23 protein-coding genes, 2 pseudogenes and 1 other annotated feature (1 of these 26 cut by a window edge) are annotated in these 24,041 nt (G+C 45.6%); of the genes and pseudogenes, 11 read left to right on the top strand and 14 right to left on the bottom strand.

What is annotated here, in order from left to right:
- Positions 1-76 (top strand) — a binding site (T-box leader) (it extends 147 nt beyond the left edge of the window).
- 52 nt (positions 77-128) lie between these two features.
- Both thrS and M1M80_RS19600 read left to right on the top strand, forming a co-directional pair.
- Positions 129-2,045 carry a threonine--tRNA ligase gene (gene thrS / locus M1M80_RS19605; RefSeq protein WP_060399746.1) on the top strand — a complete coding sequence of 639 codons (1,917 nt, stop codon included), beginning with the start codon at positions 129-131 and terminating at the stop codon, positions 2,043-2,045.
- A gap of 119 nt (positions 2,046-2,164) precedes the next feature.
- Positions 2,165-2,584: a MarR family transcriptional regulator gene (locus tag M1M80_RS19600; RefSeq protein ID WP_060399745.1), complete on the top strand. Its 420-nt coding sequence runs from the start codon at positions 2,165-2,167 to the stop codon at positions 2,582-2,584.
- Between the two features lie 42 nt (positions 2,585-2,626).
- Here M1M80_RS19600 and M1M80_RS19595 read toward each other — a convergent pair whose 3' ends face one another.
- The gene (locus tag M1M80_RS19595) at positions 2,627-2,815 is read right to left on the bottom strand and encodes a 2-hydroxymuconate tautomerase (protein WP_003222038.1); all 189 of its coding nucleotides are present in this window, start codon (positions 2,813-2,815) and stop codon (positions 2,627-2,629) included.
- 108 nt (positions 2,816-2,923) lie between these two features.
- Between M1M80_RS19595 and M1M80_RS19590 the strand changes: the two genes are divergently transcribed.
- Together M1M80_RS19590 and M1M80_RS19585 are read left to right on the top strand one after the other, a co-directional pair.
- Positions 2,924-3,583 (top strand): site-2 protease family protein, encoded by a 660-nt coding sequence (locus tag M1M80_RS19590; protein ID WP_060399744.1) that lies wholly within the window; start codon positions 2,924-2,926, stop codon positions 3,581-3,583.
- Between the two features lie 12 nt (positions 3,584-3,595).
- A complete protein-coding gene (locus tag M1M80_RS19585) occupies positions 3,596-4,114 on the top strand; it encodes a YwhD family protein (RefSeq protein ID WP_003235920.1) in 519 nt (172 codons plus the stop codon).
- Between the two features lie 304 nt (positions 4,115-4,418).
- On the opposite strand, the gene M1M80_RS19580 is transcribed toward M1M80_RS19585, so the two are convergent.
- Positions 4,419-6,494 (bottom strand): transglycosylase domain-containing protein, encoded by a 2,076-nt coding sequence (locus M1M80_RS19580; RefSeq protein WP_060399743.1) that lies wholly within the window; start codon positions 6,492-6,494, stop codon positions 4,419-4,421.
- A gap of 201 nt (positions 6,495-6,695) precedes the next feature.
- Here M1M80_RS19580 and speE point away from each other — a divergent pair, with 201 nt between their 5' ends.
- Together speE and speB are read left to right on the top strand one after the other, a co-directional pair.
- Complete coding sequence (gene speE, locus M1M80_RS19575) at positions 6,696-7,526, top strand: spermidine synthase (protein ID WP_003235914.1); 831 nt, start codon at positions 6,696-6,698, stop codon at positions 7,524-7,526.
- Between the two features lie 60 nt (positions 7,527-7,586).
- On the top strand, positions 7,587-8,459 hold the full coding sequence (speB, locus tag M1M80_RS19570) for an agmatinase (RefSeq protein ID WP_060399742.1): 873 nt from the start codon (positions 7,587-7,589) through the stop codon (positions 8,457-8,459).
- A 32-nt stretch (positions 8,460-8,491) separates the two neighbouring features.
- On the opposite strand, the pseudogene M1M80_RS19565 reads toward speB, so the two are convergent.
- From M1M80_RS19565 to rapF, 3 genes and pseudogenes are all read right to left on the bottom strand, one after another.
- Positions 8,492-8,954, bottom strand: a pseudogene (locus M1M80_RS19565) (YbaK/EbsC family protein).
- Positions 8,955-9,052: 98 nt separating this feature from the next.
- Positions 9,053-9,172, bottom strand: coding sequence for a phosphatase RapF inhibitor PhrF (gene phrF, locus M1M80_RS19560; RefSeq protein ID WP_003222023.1), 120 nt, complete (start codon positions 9,170-9,172; stop codon positions 9,053-9,055).
- On the bottom strand, positions 9,156-10,301 hold the full coding sequence (gene rapF / locus M1M80_RS19555; protein ID WP_003235896.1) for a response regulator aspartate phosphatase RapF: 1,146 nt from the start codon (positions 10,299-10,301) through the stop codon (positions 9,156-9,158). The genes phrF and rapF overlap by 17 nt, the downstream gene beginning before the upstream one ends.
- Positions 10,302-10,530: 229 nt before the next feature.
- On the opposite strand from rapF, the gene M1M80_RS19550 reads away from it, so the two are divergent.
- Positions 10,531-11,892 (top strand): YncE family protein, encoded by a 1,362-nt coding sequence (locus M1M80_RS19550; protein ID WP_060399740.1) that lies wholly within the window; start codon positions 10,531-10,533, stop codon positions 11,890-11,892.
- A 39-nt stretch (positions 11,893-11,931) separates the two neighbouring features.
- Entirely contained in the window at positions 11,932-13,308 is a 1,377-nt protein-coding gene (locus M1M80_RS19545; protein ID WP_060399739.1) for a YncE family protein, read from the top strand.
- A 6-nt stretch (positions 13,309-13,314) separates the two neighbouring features.
- Here the strand turns inward: M1M80_RS19545 and M1M80_RS19540 are convergent, their stop codons facing one another.
- The 9 genes and pseudogenes from M1M80_RS19540 to sboA form a co-directional block, all read right to left on the bottom strand.
- Positions 13,315-14,016 carry a hypothetical protein gene (locus M1M80_RS19540; protein ID WP_060399738.1) on the bottom strand — a complete coding sequence of 234 codons (702 nt, stop codon included), beginning with the start codon at positions 14,014-14,016 and terminating at the stop codon, positions 13,315-13,317.
- A complete protein-coding gene (locus M1M80_RS19535; protein WP_060399737.1) occupies positions 14,013-15,293 on the bottom strand; it encodes a M16 family metallopeptidase in 1,281 nt (426 codons plus the stop codon). The genes M1M80_RS19540 and M1M80_RS19535 overlap by 4 nt, the downstream gene beginning before the upstream one ends.
- 4 nt (positions 15,294-15,297) lie before the next feature.
- Positions 15,298-16,458, bottom strand: a complete 1,161-nt coding sequence (locus tag M1M80_RS19530; protein ID WP_080429128.1) for an insulinase family protein — start codon at positions 16,456-16,458, stop codon at positions 15,298-15,300.
- The gene (gene albD, locus M1M80_RS19525; RefSeq protein WP_060399735.1) at positions 16,448-17,758 is read right to left on the bottom strand and encodes an antilisterial bacteriocin subtilosin biosynthesis protein AlbD; all 1,311 of its coding nucleotides are present in this window, start codon (positions 17,756-17,758) and stop codon (positions 16,448-16,450) included. Before albD ends, M1M80_RS19530 begins: the two co-directional genes overlap by 11 nt.
- Positions 17,751-18,470: an ATP-binding cassette domain-containing protein gene (locus M1M80_RS19520; RefSeq protein ID WP_003235877.1), complete on the bottom strand. Its 720-nt coding sequence runs from the start codon at positions 18,468-18,470 to the stop codon at positions 17,751-17,753. The genes albD and M1M80_RS19520 overlap by 8 nt, the downstream gene beginning before the upstream one ends.
- Positions 18,467-18,628: an antilisterial bacteriocin subtilosin biosynthesis protein AlbB gene (gene albB, locus M1M80_RS19515; RefSeq protein ID WP_003222006.1), complete on the bottom strand. Its 162-nt coding sequence runs from the start codon at positions 18,626-18,628 to the stop codon at positions 18,467-18,469. Before albB ends, M1M80_RS19520 begins: the two co-directional genes overlap by 4 nt.
- Before the next feature lie 12 nt (positions 18,629-18,640).
- The gene (albA, locus tag M1M80_RS19510) at positions 18,641-19,987 is read right to left on the bottom strand and encodes a subtilosin maturase AlbA (protein ID WP_060399734.1); all 1,347 of its coding nucleotides are present in this window, start codon (positions 19,985-19,987) and stop codon (positions 18,641-18,643) included.
- 70 nt (positions 19,988-20,057) lie between these two features.
- Positions 20,058-20,165: pseudogene (locus M1M80_RS19505) on the bottom strand (bacteriocin-like protein SboX); the annotation flags it as partial.
- Complete coding sequence (gene sboA, locus M1M80_RS19500) at positions 20,122-20,253, bottom strand: subtilosin A (RefSeq protein WP_003222002.1); 132 nt, start codon at positions 20,251-20,253, stop codon at positions 20,122-20,124. The pseudogene M1M80_RS19505 and the gene sboA, both read right to left, overlap by 44 nt.
- 313 nt (positions 20,254-20,566) lie before the next feature.
- Between sboA and M1M80_RS19495 the strand changes: the two genes are divergently transcribed.
- The 3 genes from M1M80_RS19495 (at position 20,567) to narK (ending at position 23,983) form a co-directional block, all read left to right on the top strand.
- Positions 20,567-20,995 carry a YwiB family protein gene (locus M1M80_RS19495; protein WP_003235873.1) on the top strand — a complete coding sequence of 143 codons (429 nt, stop codon included), beginning with the start codon at positions 20,567-20,569 and terminating at the stop codon, positions 20,993-20,995.
- Positions 20,992-22,662 (top strand): arginine--tRNA ligase, encoded by a 1,671-nt coding sequence (gene argS / locus M1M80_RS19490; protein ID WP_060399733.1) that lies wholly within the window; start codon positions 20,992-20,994, stop codon positions 22,660-22,662. The genes M1M80_RS19495 and argS overlap by 4 nt, the downstream gene beginning before the upstream one ends.
- Before the next feature lie 133 nt (positions 22,663-22,795).
- The gene (gene narK, locus M1M80_RS19485; RefSeq protein WP_060399732.1) at positions 22,796-23,983 is read left to right on the top strand and encodes a nitrate transporter NarK; all 1,188 of its coding nucleotides are present in this window, start codon (positions 22,796-22,798) and stop codon (positions 23,981-23,983) included.
- The last annotated feature ends 58 nt before the right edge of the window (positions 23,984-24,041 follow it).

Raw genomic sequence — 24,041 nt, 5'->3', positions numbered from 1 at the left:
AGCACCGAGCCGATAAACATAGCGTTTGTCGGGAACTTGGGTGGAACCACGGGTAAATCACACACTCGTCCCTTTCAGCGGGACGGGTGTGTTTTTTTATATACAACAATTGATAAGGAGTGTTTAAAATGAGTAAACATGTACACATTCAGCTTCCGGACGGACAGATCAAGGAATATCCGAAAGGCGTCACTATTAAAGAAGCGGCTGGTTCTATCAGTTCCAGTCTGCAAAAGAAGGCGGCTGCGGGCCAGGTCAACGGCAAGCTTGTTGATCTCAGCTTCAAGCTGGAGGAGGATGCTGAGCTTTCGATTGTCACACTTGATTCCCAAGAAGGCTTGCAGGTGCTTCGCCACACATCAGCGCACGTGCTGGCTCAAGCGGTGAAACGGCTGTACGGCGACGTGTCATTGGGGATAGGTCCAGTGATTGAAGACGGCTTCTACTATGACATGAAGCTGGAGAAAAGCTTAACATCAGGAGACTTAAAGGCCATCGAAAAAGAAATGAAGAACATTATAAATGAGAACCTTGAAATCAAACGAAATGAGGTTTCTTACGAAGAGGCTGAAGAGCTGTTTGCCAAAAAAGGCGAGCCGTTTAAGCTGGAGATTTTGAAGGATATTCCGCGGGGGGAGGACATTGCGCTGTATCAGCAGGGAGAATTCGTTGACCTGTGCCGCGGGCCTCATCTTCCTTCTACAGGAATGATCAAGGCGTTCAAATTGACAAGAGTATCGGGCGCTTATTGGCGCGGAGACAGTGAAAATGAAGTCCTCCAGCGGGTGTACGGGGTTGCGTTTCAAAAGAAAAAAGATCTTGATGCGCATCTGCATATGCTGGAAGAAGCGGCAAAACGTGATCACCGCAAGCTGGGCAAACAATTAGAGCTGTTTATGTTTTCTGAAGAAGCGCCGGGGATGCCGTTTTATTTGCCAAAAGGGCAGATTGTCCGCAATGAGCTGGAACGCTTCTCGCGTGAGCTGCAAACAAAGGCCGGCTATGATGAGGTGCGTACGCCGTTTATGATGAATCAGCGGTTATGGGAGCAGTCAGGCCACTGGGATCATTATCGGGACAATATGTATTTTTCAGAAGTTGATGATACAAGATTCGCAATGAAGCCGATGAATTGCCCGGGCCACATGCTCATCTTTAAAAACAGCTTGTATTCTTATCGGGATCTGCCGATTCGCATGGCGGAATTCGGCCAGGTGCATCGCCACGAATACAGCGGTGCTTTAAACGGAATGCTTCGCGTCCGTACGTTTTGCCAGGATGATGCCCATATCTTCGTTCGGGAGGATCAGATTGAGAGTGAGATCAAAGAAGCGATTGGGCTGATTGATGAGGTATATCGTACATTTGGCTTCGAATATTCGGTCGAACTCTCGACTCGCCCGGAGGATTCATTAGGCGATGACAGCCTTTGGGAAGCATCGGAACGTGCCTTAGCAAACGTCCTTGAGGAGCTCGGCCTGCCTTATGAGGTTAATGAAGGCGATGGGGCGTTTTACGGGCCGAAGATTGATTTTCACATAAAAGATGCCCTGAAACGGAGCCACCAATGCGCGACAATTCAGCTTGATTTTCAAATGCCGGAAAAATTTGATTTAACATATATCAATGAACACAATGAAAAGGTTCGTCCTGTTGTCATACACAGAGCGGTATTCGGCTCGATCGACCGTTTCTTCGGCATTTTGATCGAGCATTTCGGCGGGGCATTCCCAGTCTGGCTTGCACCGATCCAGGTTCAAATCCTACCGGTTTCGCACGTTCACTTGGACTATTGCAGAAAGGTGCAGGAAGAGCTGAAGCAGCTGGGGATAAGAGCAGGCATTGATGAGCGCAATGAGAAGCTGGGCTACAAAATCAGAGAGTCGCAGGTGCAGAAAGTCCCGTACGTGCTGGTGCTTGGAGATCATGAAGAGCAGGAAGGTGCGGTAAACGTCCGACAATTCGGACATCAGCAGAATGAACACGTTCCTTTTCAGACGTTTAAAGAAAAACTTGTCAAACAGGTGAAAAATCGAAGTATCTAGGAGAAAAGCTGTAAATTCTCATTTTGCTTTTTTGACTTTCCCTATCCGGAATCAGTAAAATAATAAGTAAATCATATCGTTCGTATGTTATGAATGCATCTCGAAATGGGGAAATCTACATGGACCATGACAAACTGGAAGCAAATTTGCTGGATCACGCACTTACAAAATATTTGAAAAGCACGAAGCAATTAGATGAAGCCACCGTTCCGAAACACGTAAATAATGTAAGAGGATTTATTCTGCGGATCATATACAGGCATGGGAGCTGCACCATAAAGGATATTCTGAAGGAGGTCACACTGTCTCCCTCTGCTACGACCACTGCTCTTAATCATTTAGAGCAGGAGGGATTCATTGAGAGATCCAGAAATAACAATGACCGCCGCACTGTATGGATTACGCTTTCTGAATCGGGCAGGGCAGCGGCTGAGCAAATGATCGAAAACCGCCAGGGACTGATTGACGGCATGTTTGAACGTTTGACAGCAGAAGAGAAAAAGGCGTTATTAGCGATTATTGCGAAGCTGACCCAATAAGGATGGAAAAAGCCGGTGCGCGAAGCGCCGGCTTTATAGAGATTATTCCATATCGCTCAGGCGTTTGCCTGCGACGGCATAATGGTCTTTTCTCATTTCTTCTATAAACACAACAATTTTTTCTTCAGAAGCACCGGTGGTTTCCTTTACGGCTTCTGTTACTTTCTCGACAAGATTGCGTTTTTGCTCGTCTGTACGGCCTTCGAGCATTTTGACGGTTACGTATGGCATGGGTGCTGAATCCTCCTTTATCTCGTTTCCTCTCTTTAGAAAAAGAGGTTTCTTATAGTATACTGAATAAAGTAAATTCTTGCATTTTTAGAAAGAGGGATATCTCACTTGGACCGTTTTTTATATTATCCGTTATCGTTAATGCCATACCTCGTCATCACGTTAATTGTGTCGTTTACGATGCACGAGCTTGCCCATGCCTATGTCGCGTACAAATTCGGTGACGATACAGCGAAAAGAGAAGGAAGGCTGACGCTGAATCCCATTAAACACCTTGATCCGTTCGGAACCATTTTGATTCTGGTGGCCGGATTCGGATGGGCGCGCCCTATTCCTGTCAATCGCCGCTTCTTTAAGAAACCTCGGCTTGCCGGCGTGCTCGTATCCATCGCCGGGCCCGTCAGTAACCTGATTCTTGCGTTTGTCGGTTTCTTTTTGTTAGTGTTGATGCATGCATACGGAATGGAGATGCTTGCGGCGTTCAGCACGGGGCTGGATCAGTTTTTTTCCATTTGGATACAGCTGAATCTTGTCTTGTTTTTATTTAATCTGCTGCCGCTTCCTCCGCTCGATGGCTATCGTATTATTGAAGATCTCGTTCCGCCAGGGGTGCGTGCCAAGATGACGCAGGCGGAGAGCTACGGCTTTATCGTCTTTTTGGTTCTGTTTGTGACACCGCTCGGATCTTACGTGCTTTGGCCGCTGCTAAATGCCGGAAGAGATCGGATTTTACAGCTGTTTTCAGCGATATTTCAACCGCTTTTGTAGGAGGTAGAACTCATGGAAGAAAAAAAGAAAAAATCAATCGGGTTTAATATTATCAAAAGTGATCCGACAGATGGACACGGCGGCTTCGGTGTAGGGGCGCTAAGCCTCGATAACATTTCTCCCGTATTCGTCGATGTAGAGGAAAAAGAAGCGTTCGTTGACATCGGCGCCATGCACGCCCGCAGCACCGTTGAAAAAGGAATTAAATTTCTGCCGAATAAAGAAGAAGTTCCTAACGGAAAACCATACTGGCTTGTGTGGGTAACGATTGACAGAAAAGAAGAGGGGCCTTATTACGCTGGTGTGACAGCCTGTGAAATGACGGTCGACAGAAGCATCAGAAGAGGCTACAAGTCGCTGCCTGAGCATGTGAATCTGATGGATAAATCCATGAAGCGGAAAATTATCATCGATAAAATGGACGACAGCTCGAAACGTGTACTAGGCGAATTTCTGAAAAAACATGATCAGGGCCTATGGGACCGGTCCTCAGATGAATTAAAAACAGGCCTGCTTCCAGAAGACAATTAATTTGTGAATTTTCTGTGAACTTTTAGAATATTTGAACTATTTTTCGTAAACATTGAGTAAACTGGTGATACAGAAATAGGACATGGAAAATCCCGAGCCGAAACAAGACTCGGGGTTTTTCATTTTTAGGGGGATATGATGTCGAAACCGGTGACTGGGTAACGAAAGCCGACGTGGAATAAAATGACCTCTTTATCCCCGAAGGGTTACCAAAACTATTGTTCAGTTCGATTGCGTAACATGGCTTCCATGGATTATGAAGGAACCATACGAATAACCCGGCCTCCAAGGAGCCGGGTTATTTTTAATGATTCCGCCCCAGCCATTTATCCCACCATTTTTTCTCGGAAGCGGGTTTTTCTTTGGCTGGAAGCCGGTCTTTTGATTGTTTAGCGGGTTCTGCCCCGTAGCATACGTTTGATGGCTCAGTGCCTTTCACAAAATACGTGTAATGCTTGGCTGCGCATCCGGGACCGGATGTGTAGCCTGTTTCTGGATCAATGTACACGCCGGTTACGCCTTTTGGCGGTTTGAACGCAGTTTCCGGTTCACCTTTGAGCGCATCCTCCATGAAGTCAGCCCAAATCGTTTTGGCATAGCTTTTTTCTTCGACCGAGTCGATGGTGCTGTTTTTGTCATAGCCGGTCCAAACACCTGCGGCCAGCTTCGGATTGAAGCCGATCATCCAGCTGTCTGCGCTTGTGGTTCCTGATTTTCCCGCATATGTTCTTGTCAGGCGGTTGGCGATCGTCCGTCCGGTTACCGACGTATAGCCGTTTAAATCCGTATCAAACATGCCTGTCATCATACTCGCCGTGACAAAAGCGGCTTTTTCATCGAGCACCTGTTTATGCTTGCTCGGGTTTTCGTACAGCACATGTCCCGTCGCGTCCGTAACTCTTGAAATAAAAGTCGGTTCGATTTTCTTCCCGCCATTTGCGAGCATGGCGTAGGCGTTGACCATCTCAATCGGACGTACGGGTTCGGTGCCGAGCGCAAGGGAAGGCAGTGCTTGAAGACGCGCAGTGATGCCGAATTCCTTTGCCGATTGTACAAGCTTATTCATTCCGAGAAAGAGATGTGTTTTCACAGCGTAAATGTTGTCGGAAAGCGCCAGCGCCTGCAGAAGCGTAATCGGCTTGTTGGCGTAGTATCCGTTATAGTTGCTTGGAGAATAGGTTTCTCCCCTTGCATCAATTTGAAACTCGGTTTCTTCGCTTTTCATCAAGGTGACTGGCGTAAATCCGCTCTGGATCGCTTTATAGTACAGTAACGGCTTAATCGTCGAAGCAGGCTGGCGCTTCGCCTGTGTCGTCCGGTCAAACGGGCTTTTTTGATAATCCCTGCCGCCGACAAGGGCGAGAACGTTTCCTGTGCGGGGATCAATGGCTGAAAACCCGACTTGAATGTCAGAGCCGGCGTTAACGGTTTCGGTAATGGTCTCCTCAGCGATGCGCTGCATCCGTTTATCTACCGTTGTATAGACGTTTAACCCGCTCGTTTCAATTTGCTCCCGCGTCATGCCGAGCTTTTTCTCCAGCTCTCTCATCGCATTGTCATAGAAATATGGGGCCTTTCTCTTGGAAACTTGTTTATTCAAAGGCTGATAGGAAAGAGGTTCTTTGATCAGTTCATTCGCTTTTTTATGGCCGATCATCTGCTGCTTTTCCATCATCCGCACAATTGTTTTCTGGCGATCCTTGGCCTTTGTTTCATTGACATACGGCGAGTAGCCGGAAGGGCCTTTCGGGATTCCCGCCAATAACACAGCCTCCGCATCCGTCAGGTTTTTTGCATGCTTGCCGAAATACAGGCGGGAAGCAGCTTCAATGCCGTATGCGCCGTGTCCGTAATAAATTGTATTTAAATAGCCTTCTAATATCTCGTCCTTAGAATAGTTTTGTTCCAGGCGGATCGTGTAGAACGCCTCATTCCATTTCCGTTTCCACGTTTTGTCGTGTTCAAGGTATAAGTTTCTCGCATATTGCTGGGTGATGGTGCTTGCGCCCTGAACCTTGGCAAATGCTTTCAGATCTGCAAGCGCCGCGCCGGCCATGCGTTTATAATCAAAGCCGTGGTGATCGTAGAAATTTTGGTCTTCAATCGCCACTGTCGCTTTTACAATCGTCGGATTCATGTCCTTTAAGGGGACCCAATAGCGCTTTTCGCCGTAGTTCGTTTCCCCGAGCTTTGAGCCGTCACTGGCATACAAAATCGTGGATTGCGGCACTTGCACCGAGGGAGCGCCCTGGTATTTGGCTATCAAAATGACAGTCATAAACACAGCAGCTGCCGCTAAGGCCGCAAAAGCCCCTAAAAAGATGAAGGCGCGAACGGTTTTCAGCGTCAGTCTCAGCCGTTTATTTGTCATTGCATCCACAACGGGTTCCCCCTTTTTTTATGTTTCTACTATTATGAGAAAAAAAGATCGTTTTTAAACATCTCAGAACAGGACGCATCTTTACTTTTTCCCCGCCATCCTCTATACTTTTTCCTTAGGTGAAAATGAGATTTCAACCGAGAATAAAAGCTGATAAGACGCTTACAATAAATGAATACAGCCTTGAAAGGGAGATGACAATTGAGCGAACTTTGGTACACAGAGAAGCAGACGAAAAACTTTGGCATTACAATGAAGGTTAATAAAACGTTACATACAGAACAAACGGAGTTTCAGCATTTAGAAATGGTGGAAACAGAAGAGTTCGGCAACATGCTGTTTTTGGACGGCATGGTCATGACATCTGAAAAAGACGAATTCGTTTATCACGAAATGGTGGCGCATGTCCCATTATTTACACACCCAAATCCGGAGCACGTTCTTGTTGTCGGCGGCGGTGACGGCGGCGTCATCAGAGAAATCCTGAAGCATCCAAGCGTGAAAAAAGCGACACTTGTTGATATTGACGGCAAGGTCATCGAATACTCTAAAAAGTTTCTTCCTTCTATCGCAGGTAAACTGGATGATCCGCGCGTTGACGTTCAGGTGGATGACGGATTTATGCACATTGCGAAATCTGAAAATCAATACGACGTAATTATGGTAGATTCAACTGAACCTGTCGGACCAGCTGTAAACCTGTTTACAAAAGGATTCTACGCAGGAATCGCGAAGGCGCTGAAAGAAGACGGCATTTTCGTCGCTCAAACGGACAACCCATGGTTTACGCCTGAATTAATCACAAATGTACAGCGCGACGTGAAGGAAATCTTCCCGATTACGAAGCTGTATACGGCGAACATTCCGACATACCCAAGCGGTTTGTGGACATTTACAATCGGCTCGAAAAAATATGATCCGCTTGCAGTGGAAGACAGCCGTTTCTTCGATATTGATACGAAATATTACACAAAAGATATTCATAAAGCGGCGTTTGTTCTGCCGAAATTTGTGAGTGACCTGATTAAATAATGATGGTATGGAGCAGGAGCGAATCTTGCGCTTTTTTACAGGAAAGCGAGGGTATTATAGATGAGATTTGATGAAGCTTATTCAGGAAAAGTATTTATCGCGAGCCGTCCCGAGTGGGAAGGGGCGGACGCCATCCTTTACGGCATGCCGATGGATTGGACGGTCAGCTATCGTCCGGGCTCACGCTTTGGCCCGAGCAGAATCCGCGAGGTGTCAATCGGCCTTGAAGAATACAGCCCGTATTTAGACCGTGATCTGGCCGACCTGAACTTCTTTGACGCCGGCGACATTCCGCTGCCGTTCGGAAATCCGCAGAGAAGCCTTGATATGATTGAGGAGTATGTGGACAGCATTTTAGAAAAAGGGAAGTTCCCGATGGGAATGGGCGGAGAGCATCTTGTGACATGGCCTGTCATTAAGGCGATGTACAAGAAATACCCAGACCTTGCGATTATCCATTTTGACGCACATACAGATCTTCGCGTAGATTATGAGGGAGAACCGCTTTCTCACTCCACACCGATCCGCAAAGCGGCAGAATTGATCGGACCGCAAAATGTATATTCATTCGGAATCCGTTCCGGCATGAAAGAAGAGTTTGATTGGGCGAAGGAAAACGGCATGCACATCTCCAAATTTGAAGTGCTTGAACCGCTGAAGGAAGTGCTTCCGAAGCTGGCGGGCCGTCCGGTATATGTCACAATCGACATTGACGTATTAGACCCTGCACACGCACCGGGAACGGGAACGGTTGACGCCGGCGGCATCACATCTAAAGAACTGCTTGCATCCGTCCATGAAATCGCGCGTTCAGAGGTAAACGTGAAGGGCGCTGATTTAGTGGAAGTCGCACCGGTGTATGACCACTCAGAACAAACGGCAAACACAGCCAGCAAAATCATCCGTGAAATGCTGCTTGGGTTTGTGAAATAAGAAAAACATCCAGACCCTGTCTGGATGTTTTTTTATTCCCAGCCTTTGCAAACATCAACCCACTCTTTTGAGAAAGAAAATTCGGACAACTCTTCTAACGTTAATTCAATAGCGGAGTTTCTGCTGCCGTATGCCGGAAAAACAGTTTCAAACCGTTTCAGCGATATATCAAGATAAACCTCCAGATCATGAGCCAATCCAAACGGGCAAACCCCTCCAATTTCATGGCCTGTCTGCTCCAGCACCTCATCCGGAGAGAGCATTCTTGCTTTAAAACCAAATGTTTGCCGGTACTTTTTGTTGTCGATCTTGACATCTCCGGCTGCCACAATCAGCATCGCCTGATCTCCTTCTCCTCTGAAGGACAGGGTCTTGGCGATTCTAGCCGGGCTCACGCCGATCGTCTCAGCCGCTTGTTCAACTGTCGCGCTTGACCATGACATCCTGTTCCCGATGCCACTGTTTAAAGTGGGTTTTTGCACTTTCCAGAGACATAACACCTTGCCATCTTCCGTTATGATGTATTGAAAAATCATAGCATGATTGGAAGACTGGGCAAAGAGGGGACAAAAAAAACCGCCGATGGACGGCGGTTAAATCATTCCTCGCTGTGCAACTTCAATTTGGTGTGTAGGTGCGTTTGCAATATTCGTTGCGATGAAAACAGTGCTTAGGGCCAGACAAGAGAGTAATAGTTTAGACTTCAATTTCATACAATCTCACTCCTCCTTGAATAAGTTGCCTTACTTGTTCCACCTTTAGGAAATAAGCAGAAGCTTTTTGAAAATTTTCACGTTCATGATAATATTTTGCCACATCAAGAGCGAAATCTTCAAGATCAGCATACAACATTTTACTTTCGAGGAAATCAAAGAAACTTTGAATTGCTTCTTCATCAGGGCCTGATAAGTATAAAGATTTCAAAAATTCAAACTCCGATAAATATATTGAATCTCCGGCCTTTTGAGAATAAGCCATTCCCTTACTATGATATGCATGGGCTTTATCCATTTTTCCCATTTTATAATGAATTTGTGTAATTAAAAAATAGGCTTGGGGCAGGGAAGGTATAATATTAGATTCTTCAAAAACAGCTATTGCTCTTTTGAAATATGTTACGGCATCCTCATATTGGCTTTGGCTGTTTTTACAAAGCCCGATGTTGTACAATGTTCTTCCCATTAATTGGGGCTGATTCTCAGCTTCCGCCATAGAGTAAGCTTTTTTAAAATGTGATATGGCATCCTCATATTGTTTCAGATCTAAGAAATTGGTAGCAAATAAAGAGTGACACTGAAGCAATCTTATATTATAAGCTTCATGTTCTTTGTATATTTCATATGCCTGCCGTGCATAGTCCATTGAAAAATACGTTTGTTTCATATAGTAATAAGACTCAGACATTTTAAAGAAAAACTCTGCCTTCTCTATTCGATCCTTAACGAATATCAACTTGCTTTCGGCCTTTTTAAAAAATTTAATAGCCGACAGATATTCCCGCTGGTCCAGCTCATACATGCCTCTGAAGAAATTAAAGTAATAATCAAGGACTCCAGTTAAACGAGCCTGTTTTTTATCAATCTCAAGCAGCAGATCAGACAGTCTCGGCTGTTCCTCGATCCGCATTTTTTCTAGCGGTTCAAGGTACTCAAGCATCAGGTTGTGCCGGAATTCCATCAGTGAATAGTACAAATGAAGGTCTTGATCTTCTTCCATTTGATCCAGCTCTTGCTTGATTTCTCTTCGCAAATATTCTGCATCAGGTATGCTGAATCGGCGTATGTACATATACCATTCGTTAATCTTTTCTCCGACGGAAGAAGAAGATATGACACCTGTCACGTTTGTAAATCCCTCCCTTCATTATTCTATATATGTCATATTTTATCATTATCATTCTTGAGAGAAGCGCAAAAAAACCGCAATTTTTTCTTTCGTTACACCGCATGTTTGAGGAAATACTTTCGAAAAACCACTTTTACCCTCGGCAATTTGTACAAGCAAATACATTCACCTTCCATATTCTGTTGTATCTGCGTGAGCAGTGTATTTCTGAAAAGGAAGTGAAGGTATGAGAAAAAATAAGCTTTCCTTTAAAGAAAAAGCAGGAGCCGCACAAGAAGAATGTTTATGTTTTTGTGAGGAAGAAACTAGCCGTGAAGCAATGTTTCAAGCACCGATTGAATTGCCTGAGGGGTTTGTCGTTGATCCGGCTGAGGCTGTTGCAAACGTCACATGGAATGCAGACAGCCTTTCTTGTGTCAGTGAACGCTGTTTAATTCAAACGGGGCCTGAGCCTGATGAGGTCGGTGTTCAATTTGCAGTACGCCTGCAGGGGACCGTTACGCTTCTTGTCAGTGTCTCACCTGTACGAAATCAATATGGACAAGGGAATGGGGCTGTTTCTGTCATTCACAATGTAGAGATCGATCAAGTCGTCTATTACTCTGATGAACCGGATGATTGCCCGGATCTCAGTGAGATCACGATCGAGAACCTTGTTGTCGTCCCGCCGTTCTACGGCAGTCCTTTATCGGTGACGGGGACGATTGTGCTTGTACCGGAAACGGAGCCCGAACCCGTTTATGCGTTTACAGCGAATCCAGATGATCAATCGGTTTCTGTGATTGATACAAACACTCATGCCGTGTTTACAACGATTGCTCTACCGTTCGAGCCGACAGGTATTGAAATGACCCCGGATAAAAACTCTGTGTTTGTCTTGCATTTCAACAATAATATGATTTCTGTCATTGATTATGACACGTTGACTGTTACTACATCTATTCTGCTAGATCAGCCGCCTGAAACAATTAAATTTGTGCCTGAACATGATTTTGCCTATGTTCTCGCCGGTAATGCCATTTATGTGATCAGAATAGAAACGTCAACTGTAGAAAGGTCTATTCCTGTTGAAGGGTATGATATTGCAATTGATCCCAATGGGTTGTTCGCCTATGTTCTTGATTTTGGTTTAGTGCAAAAAGTGGACTTATCTACCGGTGAAGTTACAGGAACGATTGAACGAGAGCTTATTGTAAATTCCATAGAAACAAAGCAGCCGGAGCGATATGCCTATGTATTAGAAGAAGATCACTTCTTCAATTATTTGACGATTATTGATTTAAATACCTTTACGATCAGTAGTACCCAAGAGCTGGAGTATGAAGGTGAGTATCTAATGTTTACGAGCGGATCAGAGGTGTATTTGTTTGATGGTTTCACTCACAATCTATATTCCGTCAGTCCAGGTGGTGCAGACGTAATAGGAAATCTTCCACAACGGGGAAATGACTTTGCGTTTACCCCGAATGGCGAATTTCTGTATGCAACTCATTTTATAGAGCAAAGCATTACGGTTTACAACACAGGTGATTATTCTGTGGAAACTGTCATACCTCTTGGGGTTTCACCGAGTGCCATTGCAATTTAACCAAATGCATGTTGTGCATTTTTAAAAGGACGTGAAATTATGAAAAAAAATGATCTTTCTGACTTACAGGAAAATTGTTTCTGTTTTTGTGATGAGGAGATCAGCCGAGAAGCGCCATTTCAAGTGCCGATTGACATTCCTGAGGGGTTCACTATTGATTCTGCCGAAGCAGCTGCAGCGGTTACGTGGAGTACAGACAATTTGTCCTGTATCAGTGAGCCTTGTTTAATCCAGACTGGGCCGGAACCAGAAGATATCGGTGTTCAATATGCTGTGAGAGTACAAGGGACCGTTACGCTTCTCGTCAGTGTCTCACCTGTACGAAATCAATATGGACAAGGGGACGGGGCTGTTTCTGTCATTCACAATGCAGAGATCGATCAAGTCGTCTATTATTCTGATAACCCGGATGATTGCCCGGATTTCAGTGACATCACGATCGAGAACCTTGTTGTCGTTCCGCCGTTCTACGGCAATCCTTTATCGGTGACGGGGACGATTGTGCTTGTACCGGAACCGGATCAGCGATCTTACGTGTTTACTGCAAACACTGGAGACAGCACGGTTTCGGTCATTGATACTGACGTGAATACTCTTGTAAGTACCATTTCTTTATCTGATATCCCGACTGATCTGGGTGTTACCTTGGATAAAGCGTATACGTATGTTCTCCATAGGAATGCGAATCTTGTATCGATCATTAACAACGAAACATTAACAGTTACACAAACCATCCCTCTTGCAGGAGCCCCAAGAAAAATCCAGTTTGAAATTGGGGGAGAATTTGCTTATATTCTCGCAGGGGGCAGCTCCATTTATGAAATTAACATTTCCTCGCAAACCATTACCAATACATTAACGGTGTCACCCGCTGCGGACGATTTTGCCCTAGACCCTAACGGACAGTTTTTCTATACGACCAACTCTGGATTTTGGGTCGTTAATAAATATGACATCAATACAGGGCAGCTGATTGATAGTTTAAGTAACTTTGAAACACCAAATCTTATTGAAACCCCGTTAATAGGGGATTTTGCTTATCTGGAAAATGGTGAGCTAAGGCCGAATGTCGTTTCTGTGATAGATTTGACAACATTTAGCGAATCTTCACAAATTAACAGACTGTTTGACGGTTTAATTACAATTGTTTTTTCTGCTGACGGGACTCGTGCGTTTTTCCTTGAGCCCTATTTTGAGGTATTTCCGGAGAATCTCACTGTCGTAGATACAGCGCAGCATACCTTTATAACAACTGCCTCTCTCCCCGGCGCCTCTGACCTCGCCGTAACGCCGGACAATCAGTACATTTATGCAGCACAGCCCAACGACAATACCGTGACAGTGTACCGTACCAGTGATTATACAGCTGTGACGGTGATTCCGGTTGGGACTGGTCCGTCTGCGATAGCGATATAGCTCATTTCACAGGTCGAGAGAAGCAGAGCTGCGATAAGACAATCGTTTATAAATAAATGACCCGATCTGCTGGATGGCTGCCAGGATGATCAGAAACAGCAGTTCACTTATGGTAAAACTGAGCATCCACCATATCCCGGCTCCTGTCAGCACTCCCACAAGCACTTTTCTGAACAGGGTGCCATGCTGGAAAAACTGCAGCAAGTACGTTCGCATATAAAACAATAAAAACAAAATCAGTAACACCGCAAGTCCCATTGAAACGGCAGGGGGCGTGTGAAAACGGAAAGGGACGGCTTTGACGATTTCGAACATGCAGCCGAATATGATGACTTGGCATAATACAGCAGCCATCACGTATGCTTGGCGGACGTTTTTATAGCTGTCACGCAGCGATTTGACATCGTCGGCGTAGCGGCTGCACAATCTGTGATGCTGGAAGTCACAGCAGCTTTGATGAGACTGTGTGAGTTTCTGAAAGGCTGCTGTCATGTTTTTTACGGATTGGGTGACATAGTGAAGATAGAGAAAAGCGGGCAGCATCAGGACGGAAGCGATACAAGCCAGCAGTCCGAGCCGCACAGCATCATTGTTGATCATCTTTACATATTGGGCAGCGGCTTCGGCGAAGGCCTGAACCCAGCCGAAGGAATACGCCGCCATACCAACGAGCAGCAATAACACGGTAAAGACAGTGCTTTTTCTCATTGTCCAATCGCCTCTTTCTGTGAAACGTGAATGACCGCTTTTTTAGAAGATCCCAATACATCAATGAGAGACATGAAATCCTGGACATTCATATCGTGAATGGTGCGGTACAAGTCGAGAAATGAGCAATCGAACCGTTCACACTCGGCTGCCCATTCAAAGCATTTACGCACATAATCGCTGTCATAAATGATCGCGTCCGTCAAGGAGTCCTTGCCGTATTGGAGCCAGGCCGCAATTTGTTTTTTCTGCTGTCTGACATAGTAGGAAGCGACATCGATATAAGCCGAAGAATGCGCCCCTTGGCTGTGAAGGATCAAAAAACCGCCATCCTCATACATGTGAGCCTCGGCTGACAAGCGATCGATTTCCAGGCGGTACGTTTGCTGAATTTCTTGAAAAAAAGGCGAACCTAATTGAAATAGAATACGAGACGTGATGTCCCAATAAAGCTTTAACGTCAACAGATCATTTTGTCCGGGGAGTGCGCCGATGTGCAGTCCGGTCCATGTGTCTTCAGGCCTCTCCTCATCACCCAGCACCTCTTTTTGCGAAAGGGTTGGAGGGCACGCGGGAATCATTTTTCTATCTGCTTTATGATCTGGCCGCTTTTCCAGCCGGAGGTGAGGAGGCAAAAGGGTTTCCGAATCTTCTGAGCCTCCAATCAAAAACAGCGTCATCCGCTGGGGCTTGTAGGCGGCCTTGTAGGCTTTCTGTAAATCACGGATGTCCATCGCCTCAATGTCCTTGATTCTGCCTGCAGGGAAGACCGCAGCAGGTGAGGCGGGAGAAAGCATGCTGATCAGCTGATAATGGTAAGAGAGCTGATGATTGAGATGTGCTGTTTGAATTTCATTTGTAATCACAGCTTTTTCCTGAGTGATCATCTGCTTGTCAAATGAGTGGTTCGATAACGCATCAAGCAGGATGGGGATCGTCTGTCTACACCGATTCGGCAATGAGGTAAACATAAAATTGGTATCGGTGTAGGTAGTGAACGCATTTAAAAGCGCGCCATGAGCAAAGAAATCACTGTACAGATTGCGGCCATTATGCCAGAAGAGAAGATGCTCTAAAAAATGAGCTGTGCCATATGGGAGTTGCGTGTCGCCGGATTCTGCCTGTAAGCGGACATCCCGGCTCCCAAAATCGATTTTCACATTGCACAGCCGCAGGTTTGCGCGGGGAAATTTCAATCTGAATATTTTCAGTCCGCTGTCTGTGTATCTGATATCGGTTCGTTCATCCAGCTGTTGAAAAAAAGCTTTCTTTTCCATCTCTTCATCCCCTTACTACATGAGCTCCGATATAATTGATAGTCGCTATGAATTCCAACACATCACGGCACGTAACCGCTGAGATGCCATCCAGCAAGTCTTCCTTCGTGCAGGAGAAGCGGCGCAGAATCCCCATATAGGCCAAAAGCCCTTCTGGAGAATCGAATTGCAGCAGCATTTCATTGCGTAAAAATTGCTTTGCCTGTTCTAGTTCCTGTTCATCCGTTTGAAAATGTGAGACAGCTTCTAAAACGCGCGGGGGAATCTCTTTCTCATGAAGCTGATCCGTACATATTGAAACAAGCAGCAAATTGTTCATGATGTCGTATCGGGTGATGACGTGATAGACTGCCAGATCCTTCTCGCGAAAATGTTTGAATAAAGCGGAATGACCGTATTTTCCGAGTAATCCGTCTATCAGCTGAATGTTGATATAATCGCTGGCGTCTTTCATCTCCCCGCAGTCAAACCCGAGTGTCAAGACGGAAGGGCCTTCTGCGCTGCGTGTCTCTGTTTCAAAAACATGCCGGTTCACGGGTAATCTTCCGGCCGTCATGGCAGACGTTTGCTGGGCATGTCCCGGAACATCACAGGCTTGTACGTGTCCCAATATGTTCAGCTGTTTTTGCTGGGACAATAAATCAACGATGAAGTCCGTTGCGTCGAGAAACCGTTTAGGATGGATCGCCTGTATCTTGTCTTTCCGGCCAAACATGGCTGTACCGTACATTGGATTTCCGAAGGCCTCCTCCGCCAAGCGGGCCGCCGAGTAGGAGAAGGGGTCAGCGAATTTTTTTTCGATCTTCAGCAGCAGCTCATTCCTTGCCCTTTCAACAGCTTCGGCTGAAAGAGAAGAAGGGAAGGATATGTCTGCAAATGTCTTCATCAGGGCATCAACATGAAGATTCTTGTCATATAACGGGTGAATCAAACGGGTTCCGCAGGTTTTCAGCTGCTGGTCAAAAAAGAGATTCGCTGAATACATAAAGCGGCTGCCGGCAGCATAACCGAAAGCGTCAATGATTTGCTCCTTCAGGTGGGCGGCGGCGCCGTAAAAATAGATTGTTTCTTCTTCAGGTTCCGCCGCGCTTTCGATTGGCTTCAGAAAGCTCGCGGCGATTGAGATTGTTGAAAATTGATGAGTCTTCAGCAGGTTAACTTCCAAGCCGTTCTCTTTTGCTTGTATCAAAGAAACCACCATCCTGTTTTTGCAGGTAATAGACTATGATCAGCCCGGCAATCGGAATAACCGCCAAGGAGACAGCGGTGCCGGCTAATGTGGCTAAGAAAAGAGGAAGACAAAATAGATAAGACCGGTATTTTGAGAAACCGCTCCAGAGCTGCTGTTCCGTCTGCCAGCTGAAGGACGGCCTTTTTTCATCCGCGGTTAACCGGATAAACGCTCCCGCCAGCAGCAATTCCATACACTGCACAAAAGTAAGAGCTGAAATCGGACGGCTGCTGATGAAGCCCACAATGATAGCGACAAGGAGAAATCCGCCTGCCAATAGGCCTGAATAAAAGCGGTATTTCGCCCAAAACATCGTTCTTCGTTTAATCGGAAGCGTGATGAGCAGCATCCGATCGTTTTTTTCAATAGAGTACAATAGGGCGATCGGCGAGCAGATCAGCAGAAGGGCGGAAATCACAATATAAATCACTTGCTGATTGAAGATGCCGGTATTCATCATCTGGAACGAAAAGAATCCGCTGAACGCCGCCATCACCACGTAATTTAACAGCATCGCTTTAGAGGAGATAAATCGGTTCCATTCCCTTTTGTAAAACGAAAATTCAGATCTCCGCAAAAAAGAATGCATCTTGCTCTGCTGCGGAGGCGCCTGCAGAAAGACAGGAAAGTCAATGACCACCGCCCATAGCATATGAACCGCACATAGCGGGATCGTAACGGCCGGCATAAAAGCGGCACTGAAGCATACACAGGCGAAAACGGCTGCATGCAGCAGAAACATCCAGTTCTTCTTTTTGACAAAATGGTTGCTTAGTACTACGCCGAATATTATTGAGTAAACGGTAAAAAACGAAAATCTGCCAAGCCAAATGAACGTTTGCGCCCCTGACAGCGTTCCGTTTCCAAATAAGAACAGCGGTAAAATAAAAAAGAATAATGTTCTTCTCAAACAGGTGTCGATAAACAGAACGACACTCTGGGCGAGCCAGAAGCTCCGTGAAGAAATCGGCAGCAGGCAGCTCAGCTTCATATAAGATTCCTTCCATTGAGATGTCACAGAAAGAAATACCATATATGCGTTCATCAAAAGAAGCGCGAGTATGATATATGTTTTTCCCAACACCGATTCGTCAATGCCGGCCTGACGGATCAGCCCGATTTCAAACACGGCGAGAATCACAAGCCCTGCGGCAATGCGAATGGCGTCCTTTTTCCCTTGCCGGCTGTAAAGCTGTTTGAACAGCAGAGACATGATGGGGAATATGTTATTCATGGCCGATCACCTCAAAAAATTCACGCCGCAGATCGGTCTCCTCACCAATCGGAATAACCTTTTGGATCTGTTTGTTGTGAAGAATGGCCGCATAATCACAAAATCTCTGCACGACATCAAGCAGATGGGAAGAAAACAGAATGGTTCCGCCTGCCTCACAGTACTCGCGCATTTTTTGATAAAAGACTTCTATCGATTCCACATCCAAACCGACGAGCGGCTCATCTAAAATAAACAGGGGAGCCCGCAGCAATAAGCCTGTCATCAACACAACCTTTTGCCTGTTCCCCAAGGACAGCTCCGCAATTCTCCTGTTGGTGTATTTGGAAAAATGAAAGGCCTCGGCCAAACTGGTAAACTGCTGTTCTGAAAAATCCTTTTGATAAAGCGAGTGAACGAAAGACACATAGTCCTTCGCCGTAATTTCTGTAAACAGCAGCGGATAATCGGCGGCGAAGTAACGGTGAATCTTCAGCTGATCTGATGTTTTCTGCGGCATGCCGGCCTCCGCTTCAATGCCGCACAGCGTAAAGCCCCCGCTGAAATTACGGTTCACCCCGGTCAGCGTATTGATCAGTGTCGTTTTTCCGGCGCCGTTTACCCCAAGCAATCCGTAAACAGCGCCTTTTTCTAAATGTAAATCCACGTGTTCTAAGATGACGTTGTCCCGTTCATACCAAACGGAGACATCGTGTATATCCAAAATGCTCATCGCGAGTCAGCCTTCCGCGCGCGCATCCCGAAAAGAATGGCAATGGCAATGAAAATCAGCGTAAATAAATAATCGCTTTTGACAAAATAGACGACTGCGCCGATGACAAAGATAAATGAAAGGATATACAGTAAAATTCTTCTTTGTGCTGGTGACAAATCGTTTCCCTCCTAAATAAGCTGGACCACGTCTTCTAATTGTTCATTTTTCGCCCAGGAGCAAATGTTTTTCCGGTGATATTTGTTAGAGTTCAGCCCTTTTAAGTAACAGCCTCCGCAATAGCCGCTGAACGGGCATTTGTCTTTCATGCAATGCTCGCTGAATCGCGGCGCCTGCGCTTGCCACAGTTTATGGACGAGAGGGGAGTTAAAGATGCTTTCATATGAATCATGAAAAATATTTCCCAATGAAAATTCCTTTGGAAAGAGCGCGCACGGACGTACTTCTCCGAACGGGCTGATTACGATGGACTTCCAGCCAGCGCCGCAATTTGCCGCGCGTTTTCTCTCATAAGGAATAATCGGTATCAGATCTTTAAACTCATCAATGATATTTTGCTCGTATTCCATAAATTTGCGGTGCTGCTCGGCATTTTTTGTGGGGTGGACGATATCTCTGCCTCTTCCGAAGTCATCAACCCAATTGTAAGAGAACGCCTTCGCCCCGAGATCCCGAACCTTTTGGGCCATATCGTGGATTTCCCACATGTTTTTTTCGAAAACGGACATGGCGACTCTGACAAATATCCCGTGGTCACTCAACAATTTTATCGTTTTACAAGTTTGGGCAAAAGAGCCTTTTCTCCCTCTAAAGGAATCATGGACCTCGGAATTCACACTATCGAGAGATATGCCGACGATGATTTTTTGCTTGTAAGTCTTCAACAGCTCAAGGCTCTCTTTTCGCATGAGTGTTCCGTTCGTTAAGACAGCAACCTTTTTGAACTTTTTGCATACATAGTCAAGAATCTCATTGGCGTTCGGATGGACAAAAATTTCTCCGCCCGTGATTTCGCATGTCAACACACCGTTGTCGAACAGCATATCAGCCGTTTTCTTGAATTGTTCAATCGACACGGTGCCGAGCGCTTCCGGCGAGCTTTCCAAATAACAGTGAGCGCATTTCAAATTACAGCGGTGCGTCAGCTCAAAGGTGGCGTGCAGCGGCATCGGAAATTCATTGCTTCCGCTCGTGGTGATTGTGTGGCGGCTGGCCCGATTTCCAACCTGGATGACCTGCTTGTTCAGAAGCATGTTGAGCATGTCGTAATACCAGTCCTTATGGTCCTCCGGTGATTCATCGTACACTGCGCATTGCTCCGCTAAAATCTGTTTAGCCGTTTTTTGCCCATCCATTCGCATGCAAAGCTCGTAAGCCGTTTTGTTAAGATCCAAATACTCAAAGTCAGAAATGGAGACATTATCGCGCAAGTAGTCGATTTCTAACACGCCGCCCTCAGGAAGCTGGTGAACTCTTACACTTTCATTAATATATGGAAACATCTGCTCTGTAAACAAAATACCATCCCCTCTACATATGATTCAAATGAAAAACGATTGTGTATGTATAAACCATGAGGTAGATTTAAGTTAAAAATTGTAATTTACTTAAAAAGGGCATAGTAGAATCACTATGCCCTTTTTGGAGAACCTTATCCCCATAGACCGAATAGACCTGTTGCACCGGCAATTTCAAAATCAGGGATAGGACCGTCCACTAGACAAGCGGCTCCGATCGAGCATGTTGCACAACCTTTGTTTTCTACAATAACAGCTTTTTTCATAATTGAATCCTCCCTTTTTTTTGTTTTTTCTAGCAGATCTATGTTGTACTTTTATGATAAAACTAATAAATTACCAATTCAATACATATATTTTGAAGAAAATGTGAAATGAAAACGGTAGATTTCGGAAAAGTGTAACATTTCCTAAAGGTAATTAGTGATATGATTTTCTCTTCTATTAAGGAAATGCTTTTTATGAGGTTTATCTTCAAATATGATGAGCAATGATGGTAAGATAGAAGCAGTTGAAGTTTACAAACTGAATGATTATACTATTCAAGTCAAAGTGGAATGATGAAAAGGACGTGTCAAAATGAAGCAAGAGACACCGATAACACTCCATGTGAAGTCTGTGATCGAGGATGACGGAAACCAGGAAGTCATCGAATTCCGCACCACCGGATTTTACTATGTAAAACAAAATAAAGTGTATCTATCTTATTATGAGGAACACGACTTAGGCAAAGTGAAAACGATTGTGAAAGTAAGCGAAGGCGAAGTGCTGGTCATGAGGTCAGGCGCTGTCAAAATGAATCAGCGTTTCGTAACGGGAGCTTCCACAATTGCTAAATATAAAATGTCATTTGGTGAGCTTGAGCTGAAAACAAGCACAAAATCGATTCAATCTGATCTCGGCGAAGAAAAAGGCCGTATCAGCATCGCATATGACATGCATGTCGGAGACGAGCAGCAGCATTTACATAATATGACGATCACGTATGAGGGAGGAACTCACGCATGAACATTGCGGAACAAATGAAGGACGTGCTGAAAGAAGAAATCAAAGCGGCCGTTCTGAAAGCGGGACTGGCTGAAGAAAGCCAGCTTCCCAATGTCATTTTAGAAACACCGAAAGATAAAACACACGGCGATTATTCAACGAATATGGCGATGCAGCTGGCTAGAATCGCAAAAAAAGCGCCGCGCCAAATCGCTGAAGAAATTGTCGCTCATTTTGATAAAGGAAAGGCTTCGATTGAAAAACTAGATATCGCTGGCCCGGGTTTTATCAATTTCTATATGAACAATCAATATTTAACGAAGCTGATTCCGTCTGTATTGGAAGCAGGAGAAGCATACGGGGAAACGAACATCGGAAACGGTGAACGAGTCCAGGTAGAATTCGTATCAGCGAATCCGACGGGAGACCTCCACCTCGGTCATGCGCGCGGTGCGGCTGTCGGCGATTCCTTGTGCAATGTGCTTTCAAAGGCTGGTTACGATGTGAGCCGCGAATACTACATTAACGATGCCGGAAACCAAATCAACAACCTGGCGCTTTCTGTGGAAGTCCGTTACTTTGAAGCGCTCGGCTTGGAAAAACCGATGCCGGAGGACGGCTACCGCGGCGAGGATATCATTGCGATCGGAAAGCGTCTCGCTGAGGAATACGGCGACCGTTTCGTCAACGAAGAGGAAAGCGAACGCCTCGCATTTTTCCGTGATTACGGTCTGAAATACGAGCTGGAAAAGCTTCGCAAGGACTTGGAAAACTTCCGTGTGCCGTTTGATGTGTGGTATTCCGAAACTTCACTGTACCAAAACGGAAAAATCGACAAGGCGCTTGAAGCGCTCCGCGAAAAAGGCCATGTCTATGAAGAAGACGGCGCAACTTGGTTCCGCTCTACGGCGTTCGGCGATGATAAAGACCGTGTATTGATCAAGAAGGACGGCTCGTACACGTACCTGCTGCCTGATATCGCGTACCATAAGGATAAGCTTGACCGCGGCTTTGATAAGCTGATCAACGTTTGGGGCGCCGATCACCATGGCTACATCCCGCGTATGAAAGCGGCAATCGAAGCGCTTGGCTATGAAAAAGGAACGCTTGAAGTAGAAATCATTCAGCTCGTTCACCTTTACAAAAACGGCGAGAAAATGAAAATGAGCAAACGGACGGGTAAAGCGGTAACGATGCGCGACCTGATTGAAGAAGTCGGCTTGGATGCCGTGCGTTACTTCTTTGCGATGCGCAGTGCGGATACGCATATGGATTTTGACTTAGATCTTGCTGTATCAACATCTAACGAAAACCCTGTGTATTATGCACAATACGCACATGCCCGTATTTGCAGCATGCTTCGCCAAGGGGAAGAGCAGGGACTTAAGCCGGCGGCGGATCTTGATTTCAGCCATATTCAATCAGAAAAAGAATATGACCTGCTGAAAACGATCGGCGGCTTCCCAGAGGCAGTGGCGGAAGCGGCAGAAAAACGAATTCCGCACCGTGTCACAAACTATATTTATGATCTGGCTTCTTCTTTGCACAGCTTCTACAATGCGGAGAAAGTCATCGATCCTGAAAATGAAGAAAAAAGCCGTGCGCGTCTGGCTTTAATGAAAGCAACGCAAATTACGCTGAACAATGCGCTTCAGCTGATCGGCGTATCGGCTCCGGAAAAAATGTAATGATGAGAAAGGGCAAAGCCTGCGGGCTTTGCCCTTTTTTTATGAGGAAAACGTGTGATGTAATTCACAATCCTGTTTGCTGAGTTTTTGTATGATAAGACTGATTATTGAATCATTGAAAGGGGCAAGCCAAATGATCAACCGTCAACACATTCAATTATCGTTACAGTCATTAAGCTTGGTGGCAGGGTTTATGGTTTGGGTGCTGATTTCATCACTCATTTCCCAAATCACATTAGATATTCATTTAAGCAAAGGCGAGATTTCTTTGGTGACAGCGATTCCCGTAATCCTCGGGTCGCTTCTCCGCATTCCTTTAGGGTATTTAACGAACAGGTTTGGCGCAAGGCTGATGTTCATGATCAGCTTCATCCTGCTTTTATTTCCTGTGTTTTGGATCAGTATCGCGGATTCTCTGTTTGATTTAATCGCGGGCGGTTTTTTCTTAGGGATTGGGGGAGCGGTATTCTCCATTGGGGTGACATCCCTGCCGAAATATTATCCGAAAGAAAAGCACGGTGTCGTCAATGGGATTTACGGGGCCGGAAACATCGGAACCGCCATTACCACATTTGCCGCGCCGGTTATCGCTCAAGCTGCGGGATGGAAAACAACTGTGCAGATGTATCTGGTTCTGCTGGCAGTTTTCGCATTGCTGCACGTATTATTCGGCGACCGGCATGAGAAGAAAGTGAATGTTTCCATAAAAACTCAAATCAAAGCCGTTTACCGAAATCATGTACTGTGGTTTTTGAGCCTGTTTTATTTTATTACGTTCGGCGCCTTTGTCGCTTTCACCATCTATCTGCCGAACTTTCTAGTTGAGAACTTTGGGCTGAATCCTGCGGACGCCGGTTTGCGGACGGCTGGATTTATTGCCGTATCAACGCTGCTCAGGCCTGTGGGAGGACTCTTGGCTGATAAAATGAGCCCGCTCCGCATCTTGATGTTCGTTTTTGCGGGACTTACATTATCAGGCATTATCTTATCGTTCTCGCCGACGATCGGTCTTTATACGTTTGGGTCATTAACGGTGGCAGTCTGCTCAGGCATAGGAAACGGGACCGTTTTTAAACTGGTGCCTTTCTATTTTTCGAAGCAAGCGGGGATTGCCAATGGTATTGTGTCTGCTATGGGCGGACTAGGCGGTTTTTTCCCTCCGCTGATTTTGACGAGTGTGTTTCAGGCAACAGGACAATATGCGATCGGCTTCATGGCGCTTTCGGAAGTTGCGTTAGCCAGCTTTGTCCTTGTCATATGGATGTATTGGCATGAAAGAATGAAAACGCACACGGAGAGAAACAGTCAGAGCGTCAACTAACACTGGGCATTCACAAGATTGTTAGTTTTTTCTGGATGGGTGCAAATCAATTCACGTT

Source organism: Bacillus inaquosorum, assembly GCF_023238325.1.
In the GTDB taxonomy this organism is placed as follows: domain Bacteria; phylum Bacillota; class Bacilli; order Bacillales; family Bacillaceae; genus Bacillus; species Bacillus inaquosorum.
This window is presented reverse-complemented; position numbering and strand designations above follow the sequence as displayed.